This window comes from Streptomyces sp. NPDC012510, from assembly GCF_042955065.1.
Classification (GTDB): Bacteria; Actinomycetota; Actinomycetes; order Streptomycetales; family Streptomycetaceae; genus Streptomyces.
Map to the genome: position 1 here is coordinate 115,156 of NZ_JBIBEN010000005.1, position 17,256 is coordinate 132,411.

A 17,256-nucleotide genomic window follows, 5' to 3' on the forward strand; every position below is an offset into this window, starting at 1 on the left:
GGGCTGGCGCATTATCTGACGGGGCGTCAGAGTATGGGCGACCGGTGGAGGAAGGAAGGGGAACACCCATGTCCGACGACACCCGCGCCGCCTCGGCCCCGGCCGACACCCGCAGCGCCACGTACGCCGAACTGGCCGCCGTCGGCCCGTACGGCGTCCGGCCCGGCCACGCCCTGATCACGATGGTCGAGCCGCATCCGGGCCACGAGTACGCGTACAACCGCTGGTACGAGGACGACCACTACTACGCGGGCGCGATGGCCATGCCCTGGATGTTCGCGGGCCGCCGCTGGGTGGCCACCCGCGACCTGCAACTCCTGCGCACACCCGAGAAGTCCGCGATCGCCCAGCCGGTCACCGCCGGCTGCTACCTCTCCACGTACTGGATCACCGACGGCCGCTACGACGACCACATGCGCTGGACGGTCGCCATCAACAAACGGCTGAATCGCGACGCACGCGTCCACCAGGAACGTACCCATGTCTTCACCGCGTTCCAGGACCACGAGGCGACCGTCTACCGCGACGGGGCCGCCGGGCCCCGCGACTTCCACGCCCTCGACCACCCGTACGCCGGCCTCGTCCTGGAGGTCGTCGACGCCGAGGGGCCGGCGGAGCGCGCCGAGTTGCTGGAGTGGCTACGGGCCCGCCACCTGCCCAGGCGGCTCGCCGGCTCGCCCGCCGCCATGGTCACGGTCTTCCGGCCCACCCCGCTGCCGCTGGACCGGATGTCCTACGTGAAGCAGGTCGAGGGCGTCGACACCCGTCTCACCTTGCTGTGGTTCCTGGAGGCCGACCCGCGCGACTGCTGGGAGGAGTACTTCGGCGGGCCGGGGGACGCGGTCGCGGAGTCGGGGCTGGGGAGGCGGGAACTGCTGGCCCCGTTCATCCCCACGGTGCCGGGCACGGACAAGTACGTCGATCGTCTGCGATAGCTGCTGGTTGTTGGCTGTTGCGTGTTGGCCGGAAGCCGGAAGCCGGAAGCCGGGCGCCGGTGGTCGGTGGACGGGCGCCGTGCTGCTTGTGGAATCGGCGAGCGGCGAGCGCCGAGCGGCGCAAGGCCGAGCCCCCTCGGCCAGGACGGCGGGCCGGTCGAGAGGGCTCTGTCAGTGGGTGTATGTGAAGTTGTCGTGGTGGTGATGGTCGTGGTGAACCATGGTCACGCCAGGTCGAAGGCTCCCCGGCTGACCTCCGCCACGAACGCGTTCCACGAGTCGGCGGGGAACGCCAGCGTCGGACCGTCGGAAACCTTGGAGTCACGCACGGACAGGGCCGAGAGGACGGGGGACTTGACCTCGACGCAAGCGCCGTTGCCCGTGGAGTAAGAGGACTTGACCCACGTGTCCGTGGCGCCTTGCTGAATTGCCATTTCTGCTCCGCTTGCCGGTGTGTCGTTGAGTTGCTGTCGCCGAGCCGTGGACGGTGACGACCCGTTTCCGGAATCCGCGGTTCGGTTTGCGCCAAGGTCGTTGCTTCCTTGGCGTGATCGACGCTACTCGCCAACATCGGCTGACGAAGCGACTATTCACTCGGGTGGGTGGCATATTCCATGTAAGTCTTCCCTTCGGCTGTGCCGAGGGTGTATCTTCCGGCCCTTCTGGGTTCACTGGGGCCGGAGTTCCGCATACTCCTTGGCGATGTCCGCGATGAACTGGCGGGACTGCTCCACATTCAGGGCCTGCGCCCTCAGGTGCTCGTACATGACGCTGTACTTCTGGACGTCGGCGGGCTTCTCCAGATACAGATCACTGGTGACGCCCTCGATGTAGACGACGCTGGAGTCCGACGCGTCCGGGAACTCCAGGATCGCGTACTGACCGTTCAGGCCCGGATGGGCGCCCAGGTGGAAGGGGATGACCTGTACGGTCACATGCGGGAGTCGGGACTGCTCGACCAGGTGCTCCAACTGCTCGCGCATGAGCGAGCGATTGCCCACGACCCGGCGCAGCGCGGCCTCGTCGAGGACCGTCCACAGGCGCAGCGGGCTCTCCGGCGCGGAGATACGTTCCTGTCGCCGCAGCCGTACCTGGACCCGCTTGTCGATGTCACCGGGCGTCGTCTCGGGCAGCGCGCCCGCGATCAGCGCCTCGGCGTACGGGCGCGTCTGCAGCAGCCCGGGGACGACCTGGGGGTCGTAGACGCGCAGACTGGCCGCGTCCGTCTCCAGGCCGATGTAGACGCTGTACGGCACATCGCCGAAGGCGTGCCACCAGCCCTGCTGGCGGGAGTCCTTGGCCATCTGCATCAGGGAGTCGACGACACGCTGGTCCTCGACCTCGTAGACCCCGCAGAGGTCGCGGACGTCGCGCTGGCTGATGCTGCGGCGGCCGTTCTCCAGGCGGCTGATCTTCGACTGGGAGACCAGCAGCCGCTCGGCGACCTCCTCGGCGGTCATGCCCTTGAGCTCGCGGAGCCGACGCAGCTCCTGGCCCAACCGGCGTCGCCTGACGGTGGGATTGACATTGGACGCCACGGGACGTGCACCTCCGGCTGCGTGCCTCTACTTTGCGTATCTGCTGCTGAGCAGATTGCCACCAAGGTGCCGAGTACCGCTGGAAAACAGCGGATATGCGCTGCGCACGCGCCGTTCGGGCCGCTGTTTTTCCGCCGCGGAGGGATCTTCGCCGGATGTACGGCCCTCGAGCGGCCCGGAGTGTGCCCTTGCGGGCCGTGATCCGCCCCGTCGGCGCCCGGCGGCTGCTGGGCCCGCGCGACCGGCGCCGGACATGCGGCCGCGCGGGGCGGCGCGGTCGTGTCGGACGAGCCGGGCCGGGCCGAGCCGGTGTCCCGGTCGATCGGTCGGTCGTCCGTACGGCCGCACGCGCCCCGCGCGAGCCGGCGGCTCCCGAACCGGGTCCTTGGGGTCCCTTCGAGCGGTTCGGGTCCGGCGGTGCGAGCTGTGCCAGTGGTACGAGCTGTGCCAGTGGTACGAGGCGTGCCAGTGGTACGAGTTGTGCAGTGGTGCGGGCGGCACGAGCGGTGCCGCTGTCGGACATGTGCGGCGGATGGAACTCCCGCCGCCCGTGGAACGTTCGGAGCGTGTGGAACTTGTGACGCGCGTGATGGTGCCGCGGTGCGCGTGGTGCGGTGGGTGTCGAGGCCCGCGGCTCTGGGCCCCGTGCCCACTCACACCTCTCACACCTCGGTGCCCCGGTACCGCGCCCCGCTCAGTGCGCCACGACGCGCGCCATGGAGCCGCGGCGTGGCTGCATCGGAACGCCACGTGCGGGTTCCGGTGCGGGTGGCCTGGCGCCGGGTGCGGCCTGACGGCCGGTCGGTGCCGGGCTGCGGCGCGGCTGTGCCGCCACGCCGTTCTGCACGTCCATGACGGCGTGGGCCACCAGGCCGCCCATGGGGTCGTGCCGGATCAGATCCCGCAGCCGGGAGCGGGACGAACGTCCCTCGTTCCCCGGATACAGGTGCTTGCCGAGACCGACCGCGTGGGCCAGTGCGGCGAGCGCCGCGGTCCGCGGGTCCGGCGGCACACCGGTGCGGATCGCGGAATCCAGCCGGGCTCGGATCTCCCGGCTGATCTCGGTCTGACTCGCCTGGTAGCGAGTCGTCGGCAGCACTCCGCACATCTGGCCCGCCACGGCATGCACCATGCCGCACCGCTCCAGATGCGAGAGGTAGGTCTGGCGGAGCCCGAGACGGGGCCCGCCTATCCAGTGGACGGCACGCACCGGAGCGCCACGCCTTCGCAGCAACTCCAACGCGCAGTCCAGTGTCGGATCTCCAGTCGGCCGTGGGGACACCACGGCGATACGATCCCCGTCTGGGGCTATCCGTCCGGCCAGCGCCAGCTCCACTAGCTGTGCTCCGGCCAGACCAAGGTCGAGCGACTGCGGCTGCGCGGTGGTACCCGTGGCCGGGTCCAACGCCAGCAGCAGAAGCTCCTCCGGAAGTGTTCTGCGGCTCCTGCCCATCCATGCCTCCCCGCGTGGATGAATGACAGGGTGACCCCTCTCACATTGGTCTGTCGAGAGTGCGTGACCGGAATGTAGTGGAACCGGTAGGTATGTCGTTCTCGTCTACCGCAGTGGTTAAGCCCGCACACAGGACACTGGTACATGGTTCGGACAGTGGCGCGGCGCGGTGGTGCGTGCGGTGACTAGTGTCCGGGCGCGGGGTTTCACGGAATCACTGATTCACGGTTCGGTTGGGCGCGCTCCTGGACGGGCGGCGCGCGGGAGGAGGCATCGGTGGCGGGCACGTCCCCCGACAGGTCGAAGCGGTACGAGTCGTCGACGGGGTCGACGTCGGGGGACGGGGCACCGGTTCCGGAGCCTGGCGCCCTCCCGAGCCAGTCCTCCGGTCCCACGGAGCCGACCCCGGACCCACGCCTCTCCCTGTCCCGCGCATCCGCCCCGAAGCCCGACCAGGCAACGGCGGTCTTCTCCCGCCGAGCGCTCCTGGAGGCGGCGCAGGCGGAAGGGCTGGACCTGGACGAGACGGACGCGCCTGCGGCCGAGCGCGAGGGGGGCGAGGGGGCCGGTGCCGGTGCGCGTGACGGTGCCGGTGCCGGTGTTCGTGGGGACCGGGATGGGGCTGCGGGGTCGGAGGCCACCGGTTCGGAGAGCGACGGTGGCGAGGCCGGTGCTCCGGGGACCGGTGACTCGAAGAGCGGCGCAGCGAAGGCTGCCGGTTCGGGGACTGGAGGTTCCCGGGACGGCGGGAAGGCGACCGGTGGGACGGGGTTCGAAGACGGCGAGGCTGCGGAGGCCGCAGGCTCGCAGACCGAGGACTCTGAGGACGCGAAGCCCGATGGCGCGAAGCCCGATGGCGCGGGGTCGGATGCCGCGGGGTCGGGTGGCGTGAAGCCCAGTGGCGTGCACCCGGGCGGTACGGGGGCGGACGGCGCCTCGAACGGCTCCACGGAGGCGCAGGCGGCCGCCGACGCGTACGACGCGGAAGCCGATGGCGCGGAGGCCGGAGCCTCCGCCCACGAGGCGGAGGTGGATGCGGAAACCACCGTCGGCCAGGACGCGGAGACCGGGGACGAAGCCGACGGCGCCGCCGACACGGTGGTCGAGAACCGGCCGAGCACGCGCGGCGGCCAGTCCGCCGGCACGGAGTCGGAAGCCGGGGCCGAGGCCGAGGGTGGCGACGACGGCTCGCCCGAGCGGGGTGCCACCGCGCCCGCCCGTGACGCCACAGCGGCACGACGGACCGCCGTCGGGGCGGGAGAGGGCGAGAGCCCAGAGGCGGACGCCCCCGAGGCTCCCGTAGCCGGGACGGGGCAGGACGAGAGCCCTCAGGCCGACACGCGCCCCAAGGCCGCCCAGGGCTCCCAGGCCGCCCAGGCAGCCGAGCCGCAGCCCGACACCACCACCGCGGACGCGACCGCGGTGGAAGCCCTCGCCGACGCCTCCGCAGCCGAAGCCCTCGCCGACGCCGCCGCCGCGGATGCCGCCGCAGGCACAACCGCACCCGACGCCGCCGACACCACGGCCCCTGACGCTGCCGCCGACGCCACCACCCCCGACGCTCCCGCCGACGCGCGGCCCGAATCCGAGCCGGACAGCGGAACGGCATCCGGGCCCGATGGCGGCGTGCGACCTGGCTGGGCGCACGCGACGGCGGGCGGAGACGCCTCGGAGGGTTCGGAAGGAGACGAGCCGGAGGACGCCGACGGTGCGGTCGCCCCCCAGGAGGCACCCGCAGCCGACGACGAAAGCCGCACGGACGGCACCGGCACAGGCACAGGCGCCGGCACAGGCACAGGCGCTGACACCGGGTCGGCGGGCGAGGGCGGAGGCGACGCGGAGCCGGCGGTCGATCAGCCGACCGCGATCTTCCGGGCTCCCCGGCCGCCCGCCGTGGACCAGCCCACCACCATGCTCAAGCTGGGCGGTGGGGCCGCGAAGCCCGCGGACGCCGACGAGGACTCCAGGAGCCGCGAGACCGCCCCCGAGGACAAGGGCGACGACTCCGAGGCCGCACCGCCCGCCGAACGCACCAGCACATTCGTGGCATTGAAGCCGCTGGACGAGCCGACGCTTCCCAAGCCCCCGCAGGCCGAGCGCTCGGCCGCTCCGGACAAACCCGCCACCAGCCCGGCGGAGGCGACACGGGCCATCCCCCAGATCGGCCCGGAGCGGACGACGCAGCAGCCGTTGCCCCCCAAGCCGCCGCTGGACCTGCTGGCGGAGCTGACCAACACGCCCCCGCCGGCGCAGACCCCGGTGCGGACGTTCGTCCGCCGGGTCAAGATCTGGACACCGCTGGTCGTGCTGCTGGCGATCGTGTTCGCGGTCGCACAGGCCGTACGCCCGCTCCCCGCACCGACGCTGGCGCTGACCGCCGAGGACTCGTACGCGTTCAAGGGCGACAAGGTCTCCCTGCCGTGGCCCGACGAGGGCCAGGGCTGGATGGACGTGAACGGCATCGGCACGCTGGACAGCTTCGGCGAGCAGAAGCCCGTCGCCATCGGCTCCGTCGCCAAGGCGATGACCGCGTACGTCATCCTCAAGGATCACCCGATGAAGCCCGGCGAGAAGGGCGAGACGATCCCCGTCGACGCGAAGGGGGAGACCGAGGGCGGCTACGACAAGGACGGCGAGTCCACGCTCAACACCGTCAAGGAGGGCGACAAGCTCTCCCAGTACGACGCGATCGCGGCCATCATGATTCCGTCCGCGAACAACATCGCGCGGCTGCTCGCCCGTTGGGACAGCAACGGTTCCGAGGAGGCGTTCGTCAAGAAGATGAACGCCGCCGCCAAGGACCTCGGCATGACCAACACCACGTACACCGACCCGTCCGGGCTGAAGGAGACGACCGTCTCCACCGCCGAGGACCAGGTAAAGCTCGGCAACGAGCTGGTGAAGATGAAGGCGCTGACGGACATCACCAAACTGCCCAAATGGGTCGACCCCTCGGGCAGGGAGTGGGACAACTACAACCGTCTCGTCCCCTACAACAACGCCATCGGCATCAAGACCGGCTCCACCACGGCCGCCGGCGGCAACCTGCTCTTCGCGGCCACGAAGGAGGTCGGCGGTGAGACGGCGATCGTCGTGGGCGCGGTCCTCGGCCAGCACACGCCGCCGATCATCGACACGGTCAACGCGGTCAGCAAGACCGCGATGCTCGCCGCCCAGGACGCGTTGGCCTCCGACACGATCCTGAAGAAGGGCGCCGTCGTCGGACACGTCGACGATCAGCTCGGCGGTCTGACCCCGGTCGTCGTCACCAAGGACGTCTCGGCGGTCGGCTGGGCCGGCAAGACCGTCAAGCTGGAACTGGTCGCCGGCGAGTCCATCCCGCACGAGGCGAAGGCGGGCACCACCGTCGGCTCCCTGATCGTCGGTGACGGCTCGGGCGACGGCGTCAAGGTGCCGGTGGCCCTCCAGGACGACCTCGCCGAGCCCGGCCTCGGAGCCAAGCTGACCCGCGTGAGCTGACACCGGCACACGAGGCCACACACGAGGCCACGCACGAGGCCACGCATGAAGCGCCCCTCCCGACCACATGGCTGGGAGGGGCGCTTCGTGCGTGCGGGTGCTGTGCGTGTCTGGGTGCGGGTGACTGTGGGGGGCTTGGGAACGCCCCGCCCCTACTTCCCGCCCCTACTTCCCGCTTCTACTCCTCGCCGCCCTCATCCTCGTCCTCCTCGCACTCCAGTGCCGTCTTGCGTGAAGGCCCGCCGTACTGGGAGCTGATGCGGACGTCGCCGGCCTCGTGGACGGTGAGACGCGTGAACTCGGTGAGGTCGCCGTTGGATTCACGGTCCGCGGTGAGACAGCCGTTGTCGGCCCACAGCCAGGGGGAGTAGGCGATGCGGACGATGACCTCGCCGGGCCCCGGCATGTGGACGACGAGGTTGGCACCGTCGGCGCTGACCACGGACGCCGGCTCGTCGACCAGCGGGGTCGCGTTCTTCACCCGGTAGATCTTCCAGTTGGCGTCCTGCCAGACCCGCTCCAGATAGTCCGGCTCACTGGTCACCAGCGCGTGTTCGAGCTCGGCGGGCCCGTCCGGCTCGCCGTTGACGAGGACGACGAAACCGACGGCCCACTCGGAGAGCCAGGCCTTGTACGCGGTCGGGGTGAAGGCCCCCTCAGGCACCTCGGTCCCGCTGTGACCCTCGTAGAAGAGCCGCCCGCGTTCGACGTCGGCCTGCCGGTTCCAGCCGCGCGCCATGTTGATGTACGGGGCGAGGATGGCGGCCTCGCGGTGGTCGCGGGCCGGCACCACCTCGACGCGGGTCTTCCAGGCGCCGAGCCGCTTCAGCTCGTTCACCACCCCGTCCGTCTTCACCGCCCACTCGGGCACCTTGGTGTTCTTGACGATGTCGGCGGTCGTCTTGCCGGTCAGCCAGGTCACGGAGAGCACCAGGGCCACCGCCCCGGCCACGATCCGCCGCCGGGGCGTGAACCAGGACAGCGGCAGCCGCGAGTCGGCCGCATGCCCCTCGCCCCGGTACAGGCAGATCGCCAGGGCCGCCGCCGGTCCCGCCAGCTCCAGGAGCCGTTCGACGTTGGTGCCGATGGGGGTGGGGATCAGATAACAGAGGACCACGCCGAGCGCGTAGATCGCGGCGCTCAGGCGGAGCACCCGCCAGGCGCTCGGCGCGACCAGCACGACCACCGCGCACAGGACGACCGGCGGCCATATCCGGCTGAAGGCCATCGGCTGCTCGCCCTCGAAGGGGAACAGCAGCGTGGTGACGGCCACGACCGTCACCGGCGGCACGAGCAGCGCCACGGCCCGGCCCCACTCGCGGCACAGCAGATACGCGGCGCCGACCACCAGGAGGAACAGCCCGGAGACGGGGCTTCCCATCGTGGCCAGCGTTCCGCACACCGCCGCCACGGCCAACTGCCGCCCGCCGCGCCCGCTCACCACCGCCAGCAGGGCGCCCATGGCGAACGCCGTGCCCAGCATGAACGTGGAGCGCCCCGACACCACCTGGCACCACAGCGAGAACGTCGCCGCCAACGCGACAGGCACCGGCGCGCGTACGCCCGTTCGGGTGACGACCTCTCCGACCAGCCAGGAGGCCGCCAGTCCCGACGCCAGAGTGACCGGGACGACACCGCACGCCGCCATCAGATACGGCGAGAGCACGCTGTAGTTCGCCGCGTGCAGTCCCCCGTACCAGAACAGGTTGACGGCGGAGTCCGGATACGTCTTCGCGAACTCCGCCCACGCCACCTGGGCCGCCAGATCGCCGCCGCCGGTCGCGAAGACCGCCCACCACACGAAGTACAGCGGCAGGGCGCACAGGGTGGCCGTGAGGGCCACTCGGTGGCGCTGCCGCCACGGCTCGCGCGACGGTGACGGTTCGTCGGCGCGCGAGACCGGACGTCGGGGGGTCAGTTCGGCAAAGGCCACTGCGGCTCTTCCGTTCCGTTCGACTCGTGCGGGCGGGTGCGGGTCTTCACAGACGTCTTCCCAGACGTTCTCCGTGTGTCGAGGTAGACGCTAATCACCCGCTGACCGTTGGCCGACAGGGAGTGTGCGATCCGCTACGCCCGTAGGGATTGCCCCACGGCCGTACGACGATCACGCGGATCCGGGAGAGCCCGGAAGGCCAGGACGCGACCGGACCGAGGGCCCAGGACGCGACCGGACCCGCAGGCTGGTACGTGAGAAGGCTGATACGTGATCGGACACGGGGTCAGGATGCGACCGGGAACGCCACGTCGCACACCGGGTCCCCGGGGCCCGCCGCGTCCCAGTCCGCGAAGTAGACCTCGCGGCAGGGACCCGCCACCTGCAGGCCGCGCTCGGCGATCCACCGCTCGACGGCCTCGAAGGCCGCGAGGATCTGCGGGTGGGCCACCTGGGCCTTGGTGATCCTGGTGTACACGAGCCGTCCCGCCGGCTCCACGCGCACCTTCGTCTCCCAGGCCCGGCCGTGCTCGGCCGCCCAGACCCGCGCGGCACTCTCGTCCCCGACCGGCACGCACGACTCGGCGGGCCCGTCACTCTCCATCGACACCTCGGAGTGGTACACCACGAACGGTGCCCCGGTGATGCCACCGCAGGCCGCCGCGCCCTCCTCCAGCCGTCCCAGCGAGGCCCCGATCCACGTCGGCAACTCGTCCGCCAGCGTGTGCCGGGACTCGGTCAGCAGCACCTGTGGGGCCGTCTCGACCGTCTCGACCGTGAACTTCCCGTACATCGCGGGTTCCTTTCCCGACAACCGGCCACGGAGGTAGGCGACGAGTGTCCGCTGGGACGCGAACCGCTCCTCGGCGTCGGCCCAGTACGCGGCCAGCCGTTCGGCGGCCAGGGTGCCGTCCGGCTCGACGGCATCCACGATCTCGGCGATCCGCGCGAGAGGCATGTCGAGCCGCCGCAGCAGGGCCACCAGACGGGCATGCTCGACCTGGTCGGCCCCGTAGTACCGGTAGCCGTTCACCTCGTCGACGTACGCCGGTGCGAGCAGCCCCAGCCGGTCGTACAGCCGCAGTGCCTTCGCCGACAGCCGCGCGCGGGCCGCGAAGGCGCCGATGGTGAGCAGGTCGTCCATGTTCCCCGGGTTCACTGGGTCATCCTCCGTCGCCGGGCGCCCTCCGCCCGGCGAGAGGGACGGTGCCCCTTGCCCCAGGGGCAAGGGCAACGGCGGCCCCCTCCGGGCGTCAGCCGATGGCCTTCTCCACGGCGGCTACCAGCTCCGTCGACTCGGGCTCGGTCTGCGGCGAGAAGCGGGCGACGACCGAGCCGTCCCGGCCGATCAGGAACTTCTCGAAGTTCCAGCGGATGTCCCCGCTGTGCCCCTCCGCGTCGGCGTGGCCCACCAGCCGCTCGTACAGCGCGTGCCGTCCCTCCCCGTTGACCTCGACCTTCTCGGTCATCGGGAAGGTCACGCCGTACGTCGCCGAGCAGAACTCCGCGATCTCCTCGGCCGACCCCGGCTCCTGCCCGAGGAACTGGTTGCACGGCACACCGAGCACGGTGAAGCCCTGCTCGGCGTAGCGCGCCTGCAGCGCCTCCAGCCCCGTGTACTGGGGCGTGAGACCACACTTGGAGGCCACGTTCACGACCAGCACGGCCTGCCCGGCGTACTGCGCGAGGTTCGCGGAACCGCCCTTGAGGGCGCCGATCTCGACGTCGAGGACAGAGGTACCGGCGTTGTCAGTAGTCATGAGCGGATGCTATCTCCGGTCCCTCGCGCCCCCTCCGCTCGGGTTCACGCCCGTCCCCAGCGGGGTCGTGCCCTGGCCCCGCCTGGCGGAGTACCTCCCCCGCCGTCGTCCGCGCGTACAGCACCGACCGACCGGCCGGCCGGCCGCCGCGGGCGTCGTCCGGGGTCTGTCGTCGAATTCCCGTCGCGAGGCAGGCGGGAATTCGACGGCAGTCCCTAGCGCACGGCGACGTGATCCCCGGGCGACGACTTCGCTCCGGAGGTGGAGTTGCCGTAGTACGTCCACCGCCACGTCCCCGGGCCGGTGGCCTTCACCGTGGTCCTGAGTGCGCCCGTTGCGCTCGACTTCGCTTTGGTGACCGTCGTGTACGAGGAGGCGCCCGCCGCCTTGAACTGCAGGCTCACCGTGCGGCCCGCATAGCCCTGGTACGTGTGGGTGTCCCAGTTCGCCCGTGTGATCCGCCCGGTCACGGTGATGGTCTTGCCTTTCGTGACCGGCTCCGGCGAGGCGTTGACGGTGACGCGGGTGGCCCGCTTGATCTGCAGCGGGAGGTTCTCGTCGTCGGTGTCGTGGGCGTCGCCGGCGAGAAAGACCCGGGCAGCGGTTCTCCAGGTACCGGCGTCCTCGTTACCGAAGTCGTAGCTCTGTGGGTCGATGTACAGCCATTCCTCGAAGTCGCAGATCCCCTTCGCCTTGTCCACGACCTCGCAGTCGCTGGTGATGATGGCGCTGTGCGGCGTGTCCCCGCTGTCGGGCTTCCCCCGGTAGGGGAACACGGTCGGCCCGGAGTCGTACTTGAGCTTGGTCGTCATCCGGAAAGACGCACGCACCTCGACCTCCTCCTTGACCCCGATCACGATCGGCTTCCCGCCGTTCACCGTGACCCTGGTGAAGGAGACCCCGCCCTCGGCCGCCCCGGCCGGCAGCGCCGCCACCCCGGTGAACGCGATCGCCGCTCCACCGGCCACCACCGCTCTCCACAACGTCTTCCTCATCCTGCACCCCGCCCTTTCCCTCGCAGCCCTGACCGAGCGCGTAGGCGCATCGGCCGGAGGTTCGTCCTCGCGGCTGAAGAGTGGGACAGCAGGGGGCCGTGCCCGGTTGTACGGGAGGTGACAACGATCACAACCGAGGAAGGCCCGGGAAGGCCCGGGAGGCCCGGGAAGGCCCCGGGGCACCCACCGGCTGCGTGGGAGCCCGTCGGATGCGGTGGGCGGCACAGGCCGCCCGCCCCCGCTTCAGGACTGGTACGGCTGCCGCTGCTGCTGCCCGTGCGGCTGTCCGCCGTGGCCACCGCCCGCGCCCTGCGCCTGGAGCCGCTCCGCCTGCTCGGCGCTCACCTTCTGCTCGGCGCCGCAGAAGGTGCACTGCGTCTGGTACTTCGTCGAGATCGGGATCAGCGGCACGAAGAACAGCGTGAACTTCGTGACCCGCTTCCTGAGGGTGTGCGCGGCGGGGTTTCCGCACTGACCGCACACGAGCGTCAGTATCGCGAGCTGGTAGAGGTAGCCCTTGGTGCCGAAGATGATGAACATCTGATCCTTCCCGGGGGCGGCGGTGCCCTATCGGCGTGCGGTGCGTGTCGAGCGCACCGCACACGCTCCCCTCAAGTGTGCCTGTTCCTCATTTCTTCACGTCGCCGGTGAAGATCGCTTCCTCGGAGTCGTAGTCGGGGGAGACCTCGACCTGGAGAAACGTTTCGTTCTTGGGAAGCTCGCAGGCCCACGGCACGGTGAGGGAGCGCCCGGCGAGGATACGGGTGTCCGGGAGCCCGTCGAGGCCGTCGTCGTAGATCGCCTCACCCTCCTTGCCCTCGTCGCCGTAGGCGCAGTCGACGGTCATCTCGTTGGCGTCGACCGTCGCGTCGGACTCGTTGACGATCTTGATCGTGAACTTGGCGTACGGCGTGTTCTCGGGCGAGGCGTACTCGTTGGACGTCCCGCGCTTGAACCCCGACAGGGTGACCTCGACACCGGTCTCGTAGACCACCGCGTCGTCGAGGGCGAAGACTCCGTCGTCGTCGGCCGAGGCGTCACCGGTCTCCTCGGAAGCCGCGGACTCCCCGGACTCCCCGGAACCGCCGTCGCTCGTGGTGTCACCCTCCGTCGTCACGGTCTTGGTGACGGTGACCGTCGGCGCGGGCGAGGCGGATCCGTCCCCGTCACCGCTGACCACGACGCCCGTGCCGATGACACTGGCGATGACGGCGACGGCGCATCCGACGATGACCAGATTGGTCCGGTTCCCGCCCGGCGGTTTCGGCGGCTGCGGTGGCATCGGCGGCCCGTAGCCCGGCATGGGCGGTGGTGTGACGTCCTGGCTCATTGGCCCCCCACGGTGGTGCAGTTGAAGCCTGAATCATCCCTTACGTGCGCAGATTTGTGGAGGGTATGTGGCTGGATCGTGACTGTGAGGTGCCGACCCTTCTGGCCGTTCCGGCGGTTCCGGCGGTTCCGGCGGTTCCGGCGGTTCCGACCGTTCCGGCCGTTCCGGCGGTTCCGGCGGTTCGGGTCGTTCGGGTCGTTCGGCATTGCTCCGCCGGCTCCTCGCTGTCAGAGGTTTTGCGGACGCATGGATGGCAACACCCGCCCTTCGGTCGCCCGCCCAGAGGGCTCGCACCGGCTCCGGCACGGACGTGACGGGTGTGCGTGAGCGCAACCGAATATCGCGTGATCTTGTGCACAGGCAGATCACAGCTCACGCACATAGTGTTGCCGACGACCAATTGGCCCTACACAGGGGGAAGTTCAAGTGCAGAAGCGTCTGATGACGTTCAAGCGCAGGTCGGCTGTCGTGGCAGCGGTCGCGGCGTTCACGGTGGCCGTTCCGACCGTCAGCGCCCTGGCGGCGGAGATCTCCGGGAGCCGTTTGCCGTTCGCGGTCGCCACCGCCGGCAGCGCCGAGGACAGCAACCGCTGGTCCGGCCCGGGCTCCGGCCACGTCAAGGCATGCGGTGACGTGCCGGTCAACGACTCGCGTACCTTCACCGCCTCCGTCTGGCGGGACATCTCGCTGTCTCCCGACCCGCAGATAGCCTCGGCCTCGCGCAGCTACTCGCAGGGTTACGGCTGCGGTTCCTACAAGAACACCAGCACCTCCAACAAGTACTACACGCAGGTAAGCTGGGCCGCCGTTCCGGGTAGCCGCGGCGTCGGCTTCGCGGCCGCCGAGAACTGATCCGGCCCGAGCACCAGTAAAGAACCCGTACCGAAGGAACCAGGAACACTGTGTCCCTTGGCAACGAGCCCGCCGCGGCCGACTCCCCGTCGGCCGCGGCGGGCGCCCGGCCGACCAAGCCCACCGAGCGGGACCGACCGGCCGGGAAAGCCGGCCCGGAAGGGTCCGTACGACCGGAGTCCCCACCGGCGGAGACGATCGCGGCGGTCGAGAAGGTCACCGTCCGCTACGGCGCGCTGACCGCGCTCGACGAGGTCTCGCTCGGCTTTCCGACCGGCGTGACCGGACTGCTCGGCCCCAACGGTGCCGGCAAGAGCACCCTGCTGTCCCTCCTCAGCACGGCGAACCGCCCGGACCAGGGCACCGTCACGCTGCTGGACGCACAGGCCGCGGCGGGCGGACGCAAGGCCGTGCGGCGCATCCGCGAGCGGATCGGCGTCCTCCCGCAGTCCTTCGGCTACTACCCGCGCTTCACCGCGCTGGAGTTCGTCGAGTACGCCGCCTGGTTGCGGAAGGTCCCGTCCCGCGAGCGGCGCGACCGGGCGCGAGAGGCGCTGCGGCAGGTCGCCATGGACAAGCACGCCGACCGGCGGATGGGGGACCTCTCCGGCGGCATGCTGCGACGCGTCGGCATCGCGCAGGCCGTGGTCAACCGGCCGGCGCTGGTACTGCTCGACGAGCCGACCGTGGGCCTCGACCCGGCGCAACGCGTCGGCTTCCGCGAGCTCATCAAAGGGCTCGGGGAGCACTCCGCCGTCGTGATGAGCACGCATCTCGCGGAGGACGTCGCCCACACCTGCGACCGGATCTCCGTACTCTTCGAGGGCCGGGTCCGCTTCGACGGGACGCTGGGCGAACTGTGCGCGCTGGCCGGTGAGGACGGCACCGTGGAATCGGGCTATCTGCACCTGGTAGGCGCCGAGGGGACGGCGCTGTGATCCGCATGCTGTGGACCGAGATGCGACGCGGCGAGTCCAAGTGGATCGCCGCTCTGATGACCGTGATCGGCGCCTGGTACTTCCTCTCCCCGGACGCGGCGACCAGCGACTGGATCGGCTGGTGGACGCAGAGCGCCGTCGAGGTGCAGATCTTCGCCGTGATGGTGATGGGACCGCTGGTCAGCACCGGCGCCGCCTGGACCGCGGGCCGCGTACGCCGCCACCGCACGCTCGCCTGGGCGGAGACGACGGCCCGCAGCGGCTGGGAGCAGACCTTCATGGTCTGGCTGTCCGCCATGGCCTGGGCACTTCCCGTCTACGCGCTCTTCGCGGCCATGGCCTTCTCCCGCACCGCCGGGGTCAGCGCGGTGACCGCGCCCACGTGGTCACCGCTCGTCATCGGCGCGGCCATGGTTGGCCTGCAGACCGCGGTCGGGGTCGTCGTCGGCGTCCTGTCCCCCTCCCGCATCGCCGTCCCCTTCGTGGGCCTCGGCTGGTACGCCGCCCTGGTGGGTCTCGCGCTGTCCGCCGGCGAACAGCGCTCCGCGATGCCGTGGGCGCTCGTGCCCGCACTCGACGTGCACTGGGACATGGCCTTCCAGCCGAACGCGGGCCGGTTGCTGACCGGCGCCGTGTGGTGTCTGGCCCTGGGCCTGCTGATCCTCGCCGTACCGGGCCTGCTGCGCGGGCGGGCGGTACGCCCGGCGCCGGGCACCCTGCTGTCGGTGACGCTGGCGGCGGTTCTCGCCGCGGGGGCCCTGTTCACCTTCCGTGCCCCGCTGCCCGAGCTGTACTGGGCCGTGCGGACCCCTCAGCCCCAGAAGCCGGTCTGTGCCACCGAGAGTGGCGCCACGGCCTGTCTGTGGCCGGCCGACCGGCACCTGCTGCCGGAGGTCGAGGTCGCGCTGCGACAGGTCCAGCGCTCCGTCGGCTCGGTCCCCGGCCTCACGCGCACGTTCTACGAGCGCGGCCTCACCGCGCCGTCCGGTCGCGAACCGACCGCCGAACTGCCCGTGTACGTACCGGGCATGGACCGGGACGGGCTCACCCAGGACATGCTCGCGGCGTCCCTGCCGCAGCCGCCCGACGGCTGCTCCCCCCACCCGCTCAAGGCCATCGGGGACTACCCCGACACCTTCCTCTTCGAAGCCGTCGTGCGCGACCGTGCCCAGGCGCAGAGCAGCTACTGGGGTGACGCGTTCGCCACTGGTCTGGAGCGCTTTCTGAAGACGCCGAAGGCCGAACAGGACCGGTGGCTGCGGGCCGCGGCCGAAGACATCCGGGCCTGCCGCCCCGTCCCCGCCCCGCCGCAGTGAACGGCGTCGACCGGGTGAAGCGTGTGTCCTCCCCCTCCTCGCCGGGCCTGCGCGCCCTCCTCGCCTACGGCCGCAGCCGCAACGTGCCGCGCGCGGCGCTGGTCGCGCTGGTCGTCGCCGCCGCGGCCACCGTGTACGCCGGACAGCAGGTGCCGTTGCCCCAACTGCGTCATCTGACGGACTACAGCGTGCCGTTGGCGGCGGTCGTGCCCGTCGTCCACGCGGTGATCCTCGCGACCACGACGTTCTCGCCGATGGCCGACCTGGAGCACACCGCGGCCCAGCCGATGCGCCGTCATCGAGTGGTCCACATGGCCGCCGTCCTGCTCTACGCGTCGCTGCTGGCCGTCCTGCCGATGGCCGCCGGCGCGTCCGCCGAGGTGACGGTGGCCGCCGTTCGCAATGTCGCGGGCTACCTCGGGCTGGCCATGATCGGTGCCCGGCTGTTCGGCAGCGGTCTGGCCTGGCTTCCTCCGCTGGCGATGTTCGGTCCCACCCTGCTGGCCGGCGTGCGCTGGGACAACACCCCCGAGCCGTGGGCCTGGTCCATTCACGGGCCGCACAGCGTCCCGGCCGCCGTGACGGCCGCCCTGCTGTGCGCCGCGGGGCTGTGCCTGGCGGCCACCACGACCCCGCGTCGTGCGGAGCGGGAAGAGCAGGGTTAAGGCTGGGTCAGGCAGGGCTGGGTCAGGGCTGGGTCAGGGCAATACGGTTAGGGCCCTTCTG

General features: G+C 70.9%; 15 protein-coding genes. 6 read left to right on the top strand and 9 right to left on the bottom strand.

The genetic code is table 11. The features are described from left to right. Positions 1-68: 68 nt before the first annotated feature. Positions 69-935, top strand: a complete 867-nt coding sequence (locus ACFY9I_RS10650) for a hypothetical protein (protein ID WP_390999414.1) — start codon at positions 69-71, stop codon at positions 933-935. 224 nt (positions 936-1,159) lie between these two features. Here the strand turns inward: ACFY9I_RS10650 and ACFY9I_RS10655 are convergent, their stop codons facing one another. From ACFY9I_RS10655 to ACFY9I_RS10665, 3 genes are all read right to left on the bottom strand, one after another. Next, on the bottom strand, positions 1,160-1,369 hold the full coding sequence (locus ACFY9I_RS10655; RefSeq protein ID WP_390999416.1) for a DUF397 domain-containing protein: 210 nt from the start codon (positions 1,367-1,369) through the stop codon (positions 1,160-1,162). 234 nt (positions 1,370-1,603) lie between these two features. After that, positions 1,604-2,473, bottom strand: coding sequence for a Scr1 family TA system antitoxin-like transcriptional regulator (locus ACFY9I_RS10660; protein WP_390999419.1), 870 nt, complete (start codon positions 2,471-2,473; stop codon positions 1,604-1,606). A gap of 694 nt (positions 2,474-3,167) precedes the next feature. Then, the gene (locus tag ACFY9I_RS10665; RefSeq protein ID WP_390999421.1) at positions 3,168-3,926 is read right to left on the bottom strand and encodes a GPP34 family phosphoprotein; all 759 of its coding nucleotides are present in this window, start codon (positions 3,924-3,926) and stop codon (positions 3,168-3,170) included. Between the two features lie 276 nt (positions 3,927-4,202). Here ACFY9I_RS10665 and ACFY9I_RS10670 point away from each other — a divergent pair, with 276 nt between their 5' ends. After that, positions 4,203-7,406: a D-alanyl-D-alanine carboxypeptidase gene (locus ACFY9I_RS10670; protein WP_390999424.1), complete on the top strand. Its 3,204-nt coding sequence runs from the start codon at positions 4,203-4,205 to the stop codon at positions 7,404-7,406. A 178-nt stretch (positions 7,407-7,584) separates the two neighbouring features. On the opposite strand, the gene ACFY9I_RS10675 is transcribed toward ACFY9I_RS10670, so the two are convergent. From ACFY9I_RS10675 to ACFY9I_RS10700, 6 genes are all read right to left on the bottom strand, one after another. Continuing rightward, positions 7,585-9,249 carry a hypothetical protein gene (locus ACFY9I_RS10675; RefSeq protein ID WP_391000372.1) on the bottom strand — a complete coding sequence of 555 codons (1,665 nt, stop codon included), beginning with the start codon at positions 9,247-9,249 and terminating at the stop codon, positions 7,585-7,587. Positions 9,250-9,625: 376 nt separating this feature from the next. Then, a complete protein-coding gene (locus tag ACFY9I_RS10680) occupies positions 9,626-10,483 on the bottom strand; it encodes a MerR family transcriptional regulator (protein WP_391000373.1) in 858 nt (285 codons plus the stop codon). 109 nt (positions 10,484-10,592) lie between these two features. Next, positions 10,593-11,099, bottom strand: a complete 507-nt coding sequence (locus ACFY9I_RS10685; RefSeq protein WP_390999427.1) for a glutathione peroxidase — start codon at positions 11,097-11,099, stop codon at positions 10,593-10,595. A gap of 215 nt (positions 11,100-11,314) precedes the next feature. Next, entirely contained in the window at positions 11,315-12,094 is a 780-nt protein-coding gene (locus tag ACFY9I_RS10690; RefSeq protein ID WP_390999430.1) for a hypothetical protein, read from the bottom strand. A 243-nt stretch (positions 12,095-12,337) separates the two neighbouring features. Next, positions 12,338-12,634 (bottom strand): zinc-ribbon domain-containing protein, encoded by a 297-nt coding sequence (locus ACFY9I_RS10695; RefSeq protein WP_390999433.1) that lies wholly within the window; start codon positions 12,632-12,634, stop codon positions 12,338-12,340. Between the two features lie 88 nt (positions 12,635-12,722). After that, positions 12,723-13,424 (bottom strand): hypothetical protein, encoded by a 702-nt coding sequence (locus ACFY9I_RS10700; RefSeq protein ID WP_390999436.1) that lies wholly within the window; start codon positions 13,422-13,424, stop codon positions 12,723-12,725. Between the two features lie 426 nt (positions 13,425-13,850). Here ACFY9I_RS10700 and ACFY9I_RS10705 point away from each other — a divergent pair, with 426 nt between their 5' ends. The 4 genes from ACFY9I_RS10705 to ACFY9I_RS10720 are packed head-to-tail and all read left to right on the top strand — an operon-like array spanning position 13,851 to position 17,195. Further along, entirely contained in the window at positions 13,851-14,276 is a 426-nt protein-coding gene (locus ACFY9I_RS10705) for a hypothetical protein (RefSeq protein ID WP_390999437.1), read from the top strand. A gap of 50 nt (positions 14,277-14,326) precedes the next feature. Then, positions 14,327-15,214 (top strand): ATP-binding cassette domain-containing protein, encoded by an 888-nt coding sequence (locus ACFY9I_RS10710; RefSeq protein ID WP_390999440.1) that lies wholly within the window; start codon positions 14,327-14,329, stop codon positions 15,212-15,214. Further along, positions 15,211-16,530 (top strand): hypothetical protein, encoded by a 1,320-nt coding sequence (locus ACFY9I_RS10715; RefSeq protein WP_390999443.1) that lies wholly within the window; start codon positions 15,211-15,213, stop codon positions 16,528-16,530. Before ACFY9I_RS10710 ends, ACFY9I_RS10715 begins: the two co-directional genes overlap by 4 nt. 23 nt (positions 16,531-16,553) lie before the next feature. Further along, positions 16,554-17,195, top strand: coding sequence for a hypothetical protein (locus ACFY9I_RS10720; RefSeq protein ID WP_390999446.1), 642 nt, complete (start codon positions 16,554-16,556; stop codon positions 17,193-17,195). Positions 17,196-17,256 lie beyond the last annotated feature (61 nt).

What these genes read in the sequence shown, in the direction of transcription:
- ACFY9I_RS10650 (WP_390999414.1), top strand. Translation starts at nt 69, where the DNA reads ATGTCCGACGACACCCGCGCCGCCTCGGCCCCGGCCGACACCCGCAGC.
- ACFY9I_RS10655 (WP_390999416.1), bottom strand. Translation starts at nt 1,369, where the DNA reads ATGGCAATTCAGCAAGGCGCCACGGACACGTGGGTCAAGTCCTCTTAC.
- ACFY9I_RS10665 (WP_390999421.1), bottom strand. Translation starts at nt 3,926, where the DNA reads ATGGGCAGGAGCCGCAGAACACTTCCGGAGGAGCTTCTGCTGCTGGCG.
- ACFY9I_RS10680 (WP_391000373.1), bottom strand. Translation starts at nt 10,483, where the DNA reads ATGGACGACCTGCTCACCATCGGCGCCTTCGCGGCCCGCGCGCGGCTG.
- ACFY9I_RS10685 (WP_390999427.1), bottom strand. Translation starts at nt 11,099, where the DNA reads ATGACTACTGACAACGCCGGTACCTCTGTCCTCGACGTCGAGATCGGC.
- ACFY9I_RS10690 (WP_390999430.1), bottom strand. Translation starts at nt 12,094, where the DNA reads ATGAGGAAGACGTTGTGGAGAGCGGTGGTGGCCGGTGGAGCGGCGATC.
- ACFY9I_RS10695 (WP_390999433.1), bottom strand. Translation starts at nt 12,634, where the DNA reads ATGTTCATCATCTTCGGCACCAAGGGCTACCTCTACCAGCTCGCGATA.
- ACFY9I_RS10700 (WP_390999436.1), bottom strand. Translation starts at nt 13,424, where the DNA reads ATGAGCCAGGACGTCACACCACCGCCCATGCCGGGCTACGGGCCGCCG.